Here is a 9,848-nt window from a genome sequence, read left to right on the forward strand (position 1 = left end):
TTAGTGAGGGGGAAAGTTTGACAAAATTAAGAAGATTTTTCGACACTACAAAATTTTAGGTTAAGATAACGGTGCTCTCAAAGTGAAGTATACAGGAGCTTTCGCAGCTATTTGTATATCCTGTTTATTTAGGGAAATTAAGTTGTAATATGCAGACTTTGGGTATGGAAAAGGAGTTAAAACAAGAGGCTGTTACTTTATAACAAATAACAGCCTCCGTTTCAATGATAGAAAGATATCTTATTTAGTCTTCTCTTCTACCCATTTGCGGGCGTTGACAAATGCTTCTATCCATGGAGTAATCTGATCGCTGTTCTTACGGTCAGCAGGATAGCAGCCATTCTGCCACGGGAAGATAGCACGTTCGAGGTGAGGCATCATTGCCAGATGGCGGCCGTCGGCGCTGGCAAGACCTGCGATAGAATAATCGGAACCGTTCGGGTTGCCGGGGTATTCATCGTAGCTGTATTTTGCCACTACGTTGTATTGGTCTTCATCGTAAGGCAGAGAGAATTTACCTTCTCCGTGAGCCACCCAGATACCCAGTTTGCTGCCGCTCAATGAGCCGAACATTACACTGCGGTTGGTCGGGATTGTCAAGCCTACATAAGTCGATTCGAATTTATGTGAGTCGTTGTGCAGCATCTTGCCTTTCTTTTCGTGTTCCGGATTGATAAGTCCCAGTTCCATCATCAGCTGGCAACCGTTGCAGATACCCAGTGAAAGCGTATCTTCACGTGCGTAGAACTTGTCAAGTGCCTCTTTGGCTTTAGGGTTGAACAAGAAACCTCCTGCCCATCCTTTGGCCGAACCGAGTACGTCGGAGTTGGAGAATCCACCGCAGTAAACAATCATGTTTACATCTTCCAGTGTTTCGCGTCCGCTGATCAGGTCGGTCATCGTCACGTCTTTCACGTCGAAGCCGGCAAGATAGAGTGAGTAAGCCATTTCGCGTTCGCCGTTCGTTCCTTTCTCGCGGATGATGGCAGCGCGGACACCGCTCGGAGTACGACGGTCCGGAGTGATACCATACTGAGAGAGTTTACCTTTGAATCCGGGCATGAAAGCGAATTCAACCGGTTGCATCTTGTAGTTTTCGAAACGTTTCTTTGCGCAGCCGTTCATAGACTGTTTGCGGTCGAGCAGGTAAGAAGAAGAATACCATACGTCACGCATGTAGTCAACACCGAACTGATAAGTAGCGTCGCCCTTCGATACCAGGATATGACGTTCGTCGGTCGGTTTACCCAGTTTCACGAATCCTACGCCTGCATCTTCCAGAATCTTTTTCACTTCTTCTTTATGCTTGTCGCTGATCTGGATCACGATACCCGGATTTTCTGCAAACAGAATCTTGATGATATCTTGTTCCTTCATCTTGTCGAGGCTGATTTCCATACCGCCTTCAACGTTGGCGAAGCACATTTCCAGTAATGTAGTGATCAGACCACCTGCTGAAATATCGTGTCCTGCCAGGATCAGTCCCTTGTTCACCAGTTCCTGTACGGCAAGGAAAGCATCGCGGAAGTATTCGGCATCCTGTACGCAGGGTACGTCGTCGCCAACTTTACCCAGAGACTGTGCAAAAGCGGAACCTCCGAGTTTCAGTTCGTCGAAGCTGAAATCGATATGATAGAGTGTTGTCTTTTCGTTGTTCACCAATACCGGAGATACGACTTTCTTCACGTCGGATACTTCGCCGCCGGCAGATACGATCACTGTTCCCGGAGAAATCACTTTCTCGCCGTTCGGATATTTCTGTGTCATGGACAAAGAGTCTTTTCCGGTAGGAACATTGATTTGCAGAGCGCAGCAGAAGTCGCTCAATGCTTTCACGGCAGTGTAAAGACGGGCGTCTTCACCTTCCTGTGAGCGGCACGGCCACATCCAGTTGGCAGACAGGGAAATGCTGTCCATGCCTTCTGCCATCGGAGCCCAGACAAGGTTTGTCAGTGCTTCGGATACCGAAAGGATAGAGCCGGCAGCCGGATCAGCCAGTGCGGCTTGCGGAGCGTGACCGATAGAAGTGGCGATACCTTTTTCACCACGATAGTCAAGTGCTACGACACCACAGTCGCTCAACGGCAACTGAAGTTCGCCCTGGCATTGCTGGCGGGCTACTTTACCCGTTACGGAGCGGTCTACCTTATTTGTCAGCCAGTCCTTACAAGCTACGGCTTCGAGTTGCAGCACATTGGTCAGGTATTCATGTAATTTCGGCAATTCGTATTCCGGCATTTCATAATGACGTTCTACGGTCTTGTCGATCATATAAGTCTTCGGAGATGAACCGAACATCTGCTCAACGGCCAGGTCGAACGGACGTACACCGTCTGCCTGCTGGAAAGAGAAGCGGTGATCGCCGGTTGTTTCACCTACTACGTACATCGGAGCGCGTTCGCGTTCGGCAATCTTACGTACATGTTCGATGGCTTCTTCTTTGATCAGAAGTCCCATACGTTCCTGACTTTCGTTGGCGATGATTTCTTTAGCGGACAATGTCTTGTCGCCGATCGGAAGTTTGCTCATGTCGATCAGACCGCCACATTCTTCCACCAATTCCGACAGACAGTTTACGTGACCTGCCGAACCGTGGTCGTGGATAGAAACGACCGGATTCACATCTTCCTCGCAGAGTGCGCGTACTACGTTGTTGGCACGTTTCTGCATTTCGGCGTTGGCACGTTGTACGGCATTCAGTTCAATACCGCTGCTGTAACGACCGGTATCTACAGAAGATACGGAACCGCCACCCAGTCCGATACGGTAATTGTCGCCACCGATGACGACTACTTTGTTTCCTGCTTCCGGAGTACCTTTGAGGCAGTCGCGTTGTGTGCCGTAGCCTACACCGCCCGCAAGCATGATAACTTTGTCGTAGCCATAAACTTCGTTGTTTTCCGTGTGTTCGAAAGTCAGTACCGAGCCGCAGATCAGCGGTTGGCCGAACTTGTTACCGAAGTCGGAAGCACCGTTGGATGCCTTGATCAGAATCTGTTCCGGAGTCTGGTACAGCCATTTGCGTACCGGAAGAATATCTTCCCATTCGCGGCCTTCGTCCGTGCGGGGATAAGAAGTCATGTAGACAGCAGTACCTGCGATCGGCCATGAGCCCTTGCCACCACCCATACGGTCGCGGATTTCACCGCCTGTACCGGTAGATGCGCCGTTGAACGGTTCTACAGTCGTCGGGAAGTTATGAGTTTCTGCTTTCAGTGAGATGACGCTTTTGATGTCTTTCACCTGGAAGAAGTCAGGTTTTGAGTGATCTGCCGGAGCAAACTGTTCAACTACCGGACCTTCGGCGAAGGCTACGTTGTCTTTATAAGCAGAGATGATTTTATTCGGATTCTCCTGTGTGGTCTTTTTGATCATCTGGAACAGAGACGATTCCTGTTCTACACCGTCGATGATGAATGTTCCACCGAATATTTTGTGGCGACAGTGTTCGGAGTTGATCTGTGCGAAACCGAAAACTTCGGAGTCAGTCAACTTGCGTCCCAGATCGTTTTCTACCTTTTTCAGATAGTCCATTTCTTCTTTCGAGAGTGCGAGGCCTTCTTTCTCGTTGTAGGCTTCGAGGTCTTCGATGGATACGATAGGTTCCGGTTGGCGGTTGGTGGTGAATACGTTTTGGTCGAGTCCTTTGTACATGCGTTGCAGCATCGGGTCGTAGTCGGCATTTTCATCTTTTACCGGAAAATATTCCTCGATGCGGAGAATGTCTTCAAGTCCCATGTTTTGGGTGATTTCTACTGCGTTTGTACTCCAAGGGGTAATCATTTCGCGGCGTGGGCCGACGAAACAGCCTTTCAGGTTTTCTTCACTTTCCGTCACGGCTTCTCCAAAAAGCCAGCAGAGTTTATTACTTTCGTCCGGGGTGAGCTGATGGTTGCTCTCTACGGCAATCACGCTCTTGGAAGGGGTTCTGAAAAAAAGAATCATGTTTATTTTTTGATTTTACGATTTTTCTGTGGCGCAAAGATAAGCAATTTTGGTGTATATAGTGACTCTTGTGTGGAAAAAACGTTAATATCCTATCCTCTTCTCATAAAAAAGTGCGATATTTGCGGCATGATTCAGATTGAAACAATATTCGATATAATAGTGAAAGGCTTTATTATAGGCGTTGTTGTGTCCGCACCTCTCGGACCGGTGGGGGTTCTCTGCATTCAGAGGACGCTGAATAAAGGGCGCTGGTATGGATTTGTGACAGGGCTTGGAGCCTCATTAAGCGACATAGCTTATGCTCTGTTGACAGGTTATGGTATGAGCTTTGTGTTCGATTATATCAATAAGAATATTTTTTATCTGCAGTTGCTGGGCAGCATCATGCTGCTGCTTTTCGGAATCTATACCTTTCGCAGCAATCCGGTACAATCCATCCGTCCGGCATCGTCCAACAAAGGTTCTTACTTTCACAATTTCATTACCGCATTCTTTGTCACGCTCTCCAATCCCCTGATTATATTCCTGTTTATCGGACTATTTGCCCGTTTTGCCTTTGTGCAGCCCGGTGTCGTGGTGTTCGAAGAAATTACGGGATATCTTGCCATTGCTTCGGGGGCGCTGGTGTGGTGGCTCGGAATCACTTATTTTGTGAATAAAGTGCGCACTAAGTTTAACTTACGGGGCATCTGGATACTGAACCGTGTGATTGGCAGCATTGTGATGCTGGTGTCAGTGGCGGGATTAATCTATACGTTGCTGGGAGAGTCACTTTATTAAGAAGAAAACTTATGAATCAGATAGCCAGACAGCTTAAAGAGAAAAACATTGCCGAGTACCTTATATATATGTGGCAAGAAGAAGACCTGATCCGCGCCAATCATGGCGAACTGGAGGAGATCGAGGCGAATGTGATCGCCCGTTATCCGGAAGATCAGCGTCCTGCCCTGCGAGAGTGGTACGGCAACCTGATCACTATGATGAATGAGGAGGGGGTACGTGAAAAAGGTCATTTGCAGATTAACAGGAACATCATCATCAAACTGACAGAACTTCATAATGCGTTGACTTCTTCTCCCAAATTTCCTTTCTACAGTGCCGCTTATTTCAAAGCGTTGCCGTTTATTGTAGAATTGCGGAATAAGAATGGCAAAAAAGAAGAACCGGAACTGGAGACTTGTTTCGAAGCACTCTATGGATTGTTCCTGCTTCGCTTGCAGAAAAAGCCTGTCAGTGAGGGGACTATGAAGGCGGTAGAAGCTATCAGCAGCTTTCTTTCCATGTTGGCAAACTATTACGATAAAGACCTGAAAGGGGAATTAAAACTTGATGAATAAATGAGAATTTTAGTGACGGGTGCCAATGGTCAGCTTGGCAATGAAATGCAAGTTCTTGCAAAAGAGAATCCGCAACATACGTATTATTTCACAGATGTGCAGGAGCTGGACATCTGTAATAAGGACGCTGTTTGGGCATATATTGCTGAAAAGCGGATTGAGCTTATTGTTAATTGTGCGGCATATACAGCAGTAGATAAAGCGGAAGATGATTCGGAACTGGCTTACAAGCTGAACAGTGAAGCTCCTAAAACGCTGGCATGTGCAGCGCAGTTTAATGGTGCGGCGATGATTCAGGTGTCTACCGACTATGTTTTTGACGGCACCGCTCATATTCCTTATACAGAAGAATGCGATCCATGTCCGAATTCGGTATATGGAACAACGAAACTTGAAGGAGAATATGAGGTACTGAATCATTGCGAAAAGTCAGTCGTTATCCGTACCGCATGGCTTTATTCCACTTTTGGCAACAACTTCGTGAAGACGATGATCCGTCTGGGCAAAGAGCGTGATAGTTTGGGAGTCATTTTCGATCAGGTAGGAACTCCTACTTACGCCAATGACCTGGCACAGGCCATCTTTGCTATTATTAATAAAGGCATCGTTCGTGGAGTCTATCATTTCAGCAACGAAGGAGTCTGCTCCTGGTATGACTTTACGGTAGCTATTCATCGTCTGGCAGGAATCACCTCATGCAAAGTGAAACCTCTGCATACGTCGGAATATCCTACAAGAGCGAACCGCCCTGCATATTCCGTACTCGATAAAACAAAAATAAAAACAACGTTCGGCATCGAAATACCTCATTGGGAGGAAAGCCTGAAAAGATGCATCGATACCTTATAATAAATATGGCAGATAATACAGAAATACAGAGACGGCGAACATTCGCCATTATTGCGCATCCGGATGCCGGTAAGACATCATTGACGGAGAAGTTATTGCTTTTCGGTGGTCAGATTCAGGTGGCAGGTGCGGTCAAGAGTAATAAAATCAAGAAAACGGCTACTTCCGACTGGATGGAGATTGAGAAACAGCGTGGTATCTCAGTGACAACTTCCGTAATGGAATTTGACTATCGGGACTACAAGATCAATATTCTCGATACTCCGGGTCACCAGGACTTTGCCGAAGACACATATCGTACGCTGACTGCAGTAGACAGTGTTATCATTGTAGTAGACGGAGCGAAAGGTGTGGAAACACAAACCCGTAAACTGATGGAAGTGTGCCGTATGAGAAAAACTCCGGTTATTATTTTTGTCAATAAAATGGACCGTGAGGGCAAGGACCCGTTTGACTTGCTGGACGAGCTGGAAGAAGAACTGATGATTCAGGTCCGCCCGTTGTCATGGCCTATCGAACAGGGAGCCCGCTTCAAAGGAGTATATAATATTTATGAGAAGAAACTGGACTTGTACCAACCTTCCAAACAAGTGGTGACGGAGAAGGTAGAAGTCGACATACATACGGAAGAACTGGATAAGCAGATCGGTAAGCCGCTGGCAGACAAGCTGCGTGGCGATCTGGAACTGATCGAAGGAGTTTATCCGGAACTGGATGTGGAATCTTATCTGGCAGGAGATTGCGCGCCTGTATTCTTTGGCTCTGCCTTGAATAATTTTGGTGTACAGGAATTGTTGAACTGCTTTGTGGAGATTGCTCCCAGTCCTCGTCCTGTACAGGCAGAAGAGCGTGAAGTGAAACCGGATGAGCCGAAATTCACCGGATTCATCTTTAAGATTACCGCCAATATCGACCCGAATCATCGTTCGTGTGTAGCATTCTGCAAGATATGTTCGGGCAAATTTGTACGTAATGCACCCTATCAGCACGTCCGTCATGGCAAGACCATGCGTTTCTCATCGCCCACCCAGTTTATGGCACAGCGGAAAACGACCATTGACGAAGCCTATGCAGGAGATATCATCGGTTTGCCGGACAACGGAACTTTCAAGATCGGTGATACGCTGACGGAAGGAGAACTGCTCCATTTCCGCGGCTTACCCAGCTTCTCGCCGGAGATGTTCAAGTATATCGAAAATGCCGATCCGATGAAGCAGAAACAGCTGGCAAAGGGTATCGACCAGTTGATGGACGAAGGTGTGGCACAGTTGTTTGTCAATCAGTTCAACGGCCGCAAGATTATTGGTACGGTCGGACAGTTGCAGTTTGAGGTTATCCAGTATCGTCTGCTGAACGAGTACAATGCTTCTTGCCGTTGGGAACCGGTAAGTTTGTACAAGGCTTGTTGGGTAGAAAGCGATGATCCTGCTGAGCTGGAAGCTTTCAAGAAACGTAAATACCAATATATGGCGAAAGACAGGGAAGGACGTGACGTATTCCTTGCCGATTCAGGTTATGTGCTTCAGATGGCACAAATGGACTTCAAGCACATTAAATTCCACTTCACAAGTGAATTTTAGTCTGCTTGGTGGAATTTAACAAAAATAATTGGTAAAAGGGGAAGAATTATGTTACCTGTAAATAAGGGAAGGAGAAATGAATACAACATTTTGGGAGAAAATCCAGCAGGGGGATGAAGAAGCATTCCGGCAACTCTACAATGAATATTCGGATTTACTTTACGGATATGGGATGAAGATTGCCGGTGATGATGATCTGGTAACTGAATCCATTCAGTCTTTGTTCGTTTATCTGTATGAGAAGAGGCAGAGTTGTTCCGAGCCTCAGTCCATATCCGCTTACCTGTGTGTGGCGCTGAAACGCATGCTGCTGAATGAGTTGAAGAAAACTGCTAATGGCGTATTCACATCATTGGACGAAGTTAATTCAAGCGAATATAGATTCGATTTGGAGATAGACATAGAAACAGCGATTGTCCGTTCCGAACTTGAAAGAGAGCAGTTAGAAGTTCTGCAGAAAGAAATAAATGGCTTGACAAAGCAGCAGAGAGAGGTATTATACTTGAAGTATTATAAAAAACTGAATTCGGACGAAATAGCCGAAGTGATGGGACTGACTTCCCGTACTGTTTATAATACTACCCACATGGCAATATCCAGACTGAGAGAGCGATTGAGCAAATCATTCCTGTTGACTGTAGCTGCTAATTTATGGATTTTTAATTGAGGTGAGGATATGGAGAATAGGAAAGAACTTCTGGAACAATATATGGAAGACGGCAAACTTCCTCTGAAAGGTGAGTTGTTTGCACGGAAGTCTGTAGTTGGTGGGAAGTTAGAAGAATTTCGTGAAGAAAAACGTGCGGATGCATTAACAAGCAGACCGAACGCTGCAGGAAGACAGAAACTGATTGTTCTTAGGAGCAGTTGTATCTACTGGAGAGTAGCGGCCCTGTTTATCCTGCTTTTCGGAATAGGCGGTTATTACTATCTGTCGGAAGAGAAGATTACGTCTGAAGCAGTAGCTGTCGATTACAAGCTACCGGATGGCAGTTCTGTGAAGCTGATGCAAAACTCAACTTTGTCTTATAATAAAGTGAGTTGGCTTTGGGGGCGTAAACTGAATCTGCTCGGATCGGCCTTTTTTGACGTGACTCCGGGTAAAACATTTACTGTACGAACGGAAGCCGGAGATGTTACGGTGTTAGGTACAAAATTCTTGGTCGAGCAGGAAGGAAAAACGATCACTGTCAATTGTGAAGAGGGAACAGTGAAGGTAGAGACACCAATCGGCGAACAGACATTGAATGCCGGTGAAAGTGTACGCTGTGATGAGAATAAGATTGGTCCTGTTCAGGAAAAGGAAGAACTGCCCGAAGTACTCGGTTATGAAGATGATCCGCTGGTCAATGTAGTAGCAGATATTCAGCATATCTTTGATGTGGAAGTGGTAGGGTGTGAAAAATATAATGAACTGTACTATAACGGAACCATCCTGACGAGAGATCTGCACGAAACATTGAAAAAAGTATTTGGTTCTTTGGGAATCAATTATCAGTTGAGCGGGCAGAAAGTCATATTAGAATAGACGGGAACAGAAGTCCACACCGTAAAAAAGAGAAATTATCCTTGATATAAAGCAGGAAGTGAAATATTTCTGCAATTAAAAAACGCCTCTCAGAGTGCTCTGGAAGGCGTTTTTTAATTAAATCTATTTTTTCTTCTATTTTTCTTGGTAAAAAAGGAAAGAAAGCTCCTCTTATAAATATAAGGAACTATTTATAAACAGACAATAGATAACAGGTGGATGAACTGTCCATGGCTAGACAGAATTTTAAGGGGAGTAAATTAATAATTAGGTAGAGAATTAGATTGCTTAAGAGAAGAAGTCTCTTGAAAAGAACGAAGAATGATGCCAATTGCTGTTTTAAAAGAAAGCAATAGCGAACGAATTGGCAATTAGTAAGTGAGTTTAATTTTATTGTTTTCCAAATGTGAGAGAAAATTGAAAGGTTTTCTCTCACATTTTTTATGGGGTTACGGATTCGTGAGCATCAGCTTTTTAGTAATTTTAATATAGTCAAACAAGATAAAACTAAGATATCGTGTTTATTCATCTTACTTTGTAGGTTGTAATAAAACTAGTGATGTAAATAATGAATAAAAATGGATTTAGTCGATGTGCCGATATCTA

The 9,848-nt window shown here is 45.4% G+C and carries 7 protein-coding genes; 6 read left to right on the forward strand and 1 reads right to left on the reverse strand.

The features are described 5' to 3' along the window. Positions 1-240: 240 nt before the first annotated feature. A complete protein-coding gene (gene purL / locus KTR07_RS25135) occupies positions 241-3,945 on the reverse strand; it encodes a phosphoribosylformylglycinamidine synthase (RefSeq protein WP_008767801.1) in 3,705 nt (1,234 codons plus the stop codon). Positions 3,946-4,074: 129 nt separating this feature from the next. Here purL and KTR07_RS25140 point away from each other — a divergent pair, with 129 nt between their 5' ends. The 6 genes from KTR07_RS25140 to KTR07_RS25165 all read left to right on the forward strand — a co-directional run bounded on the left by KTR07_RS25140 (position 4,075) and on the right by KTR07_RS25165 (position 9,242). After that, a complete protein-coding gene (locus tag KTR07_RS25140; RefSeq protein WP_008767802.1) occupies positions 4,075-4,728 on the forward strand; it encodes a LysE family translocator in 654 nt (217 codons plus the stop codon). A gap of 11 nt (positions 4,729-4,739) precedes the next feature. Continuing rightward, the gene (locus KTR07_RS25145; RefSeq protein WP_055229597.1) at positions 4,740-5,285 is read left to right on the forward strand and encodes a DUF4924 family protein; all 546 of its coding nucleotides are present in this window, start codon (positions 4,740-4,742) and stop codon (positions 5,283-5,285) included. Beyond that, the gene (gene rfbD / locus KTR07_RS25150; protein WP_055229598.1) at positions 5,286-6,134 is read left to right on the forward strand and encodes a dTDP-4-dehydrorhamnose reductase; all 849 of its coding nucleotides are present in this window, start codon (positions 5,286-5,288) and stop codon (positions 6,132-6,134) included. Between the two features lie 5 nt (positions 6,135-6,139). Next, a complete protein-coding gene (locus tag KTR07_RS25155) occupies positions 6,140-7,714 on the forward strand; it encodes a peptide chain release factor 3 (protein ID WP_008763318.1) in 1,575 nt (524 codons plus the stop codon). A 76-nt stretch (positions 7,715-7,790) separates the two neighbouring features. Next, positions 7,791-8,381, forward strand: a complete 591-nt coding sequence (locus tag KTR07_RS25160) for an RNA polymerase sigma factor (protein ID WP_008763319.1) — start codon at positions 7,791-7,793, stop codon at positions 8,379-8,381. Between the two features lie 9 nt (positions 8,382-8,390). Beyond that, positions 8,391-9,242 carry a FecR family protein gene (locus tag KTR07_RS25165; RefSeq protein ID WP_011107954.1) on the forward strand — a complete coding sequence of 284 codons (852 nt, stop codon included), beginning with the start codon at positions 8,391-8,393 and terminating at the stop codon, positions 9,240-9,242. Positions 9,243-9,848: the final 606 nt, after the last annotated feature.

Origin of the sequence: Bacteroides sp. MSK.20.82, assembly GCF_019052485.1 — a bacterium.
GTDB lineage: Bacteria > Bacteroidota > Bacteroidia > Bacteroidales > Bacteroidaceae > Bacteroides > Bacteroides thetaiotaomicron.